Origin of the sequence: Mesorhizobium sp. M4B.F.Ca.ET.089.01.1.1 (assembly GCF_004022605.1) — a bacterium.
GTDB lineage: Bacteria > Pseudomonadota > Alphaproteobacteria > Rhizobiales > Rhizobiaceae > Mesorhizobium > Mesorhizobium abyssinicae.
On record NZ_RZOS01000853.1, the window covers coordinates 1 to 1,279 of the forward strand.

Here is a 1,279-nt window from a genome sequence, read left to right on the forward strand (position 1 = left end):
AAGCTCCTTATTTTCGCCGGCAGTGGCGGCTGTCATCTCGGATATCCTGCTTCGTGCATCGTTGCAGCCTTCGCGATCGATGCCCCAGTTGCCGCGCCGGTATCGCCTCCTTTGACCAAGCTGAACTCCGTCCACAGCATGTCTGCGCGCGATGCAGCTTCGATCTGCGTGACGCCCCGAAAACCTCCGTCAATGCGGCGCCTCGGCGGCTCGAACGTGCCATTGCGGACATCTGCAGCATCGAAGTGGCCAAACGCTCGCCCACGATCCAAGATCTGGTTTCTCGGCTGCTGCGTGCACCAGTTGTCGCCGACATTCGCTCGGCAAAGCGCCTGACCGGCCTCTCGGCTGCAACGCGCATCCACTGCTTCAACGCGCTTACGACGCGGCCTGCAGACTGGCTGGTCAGCAATGAGGATGCTGCCGTCGCACATCGACGGCGGGCTATTCTGGCTGCGGGCGGCCATGGAGAACTGATCGCACGGTTCACAGATATCCTGGAGAAGAATCAGCAACCGCGATTGTCGGAGCGCTCACCGCCTCCGAACGCCGGCCTCATCGATCTGCTTGAGGCGTATTCGCGGTTCATTTGACGGCCTGTGCCCGACAGGGCAGCATCTCGCCAGCCGTCCTTGTGACCGACGTAATATTGGGCGAGCAGGACCGTCAGCCAACGCTTCTCACGAAGGGGAATCAGTTGTATTCTGCGAGTCGGTGCTCTGGCAGGAGCGCGCCGCCCGTCGTTGCGAAGCTGTTGACAGCACTGCCGATAGTGACGCTCCCGTTCATGTCATGTTCGGGCTCGCGAGGTGGTTGACGGGTGACACTTCTCAACGAGCCAGGAGAACTGGCATGTCCAAGACAGATGTTCAGCCGTCCTCGATTGAGGGCATAAAGCGCCTTGCCAAGGCCATCTCGAAGAGAGATGCGATCCCACACACCAAAGCGCTCGACACGGCATCACAGGTATCGGGCTTTGGCAATTTTCAGCATGCACATCGATTGCTGAGCAATCGTTCAGCTGATGCCGCCCCGGCGCGGCACGTCGTCTACATCTCCACCTTCTGGCGGGATAGCGAGACACGAACCTCCGGCCGTGAGACGATCCGGGTGTTCCTGTCGACGCCACTCGATGAAATGATCAAGCCGACGCAGTATCGATATGCGCACAAGCTGGGCCGTTTTCGGCGCCATGCCTCAGACCATGTGATCGATGAGTATAGACCGGACTCGGCGAGCGCTGCTCTGGCACGCGCATGCGGAGCCGCGAGGGTACTGC

General features: G+C 60.4%; 2 pseudogenes. Both read left to right on the top strand.

Annotation, left to right across the window (positions count from 1 at the left end):
* Positions 1 to 593 (top strand): annotated as a pseudogene (locus EN780_RS34500) (hypothetical protein); the annotation flags it as partial.
* Positions 594 to 852: 259 nt separating this feature from the next.
* Positions 853 to 1,279: pseudogene (locus EN780_RS34505) on the top strand (hypothetical protein); the annotation flags it as partial.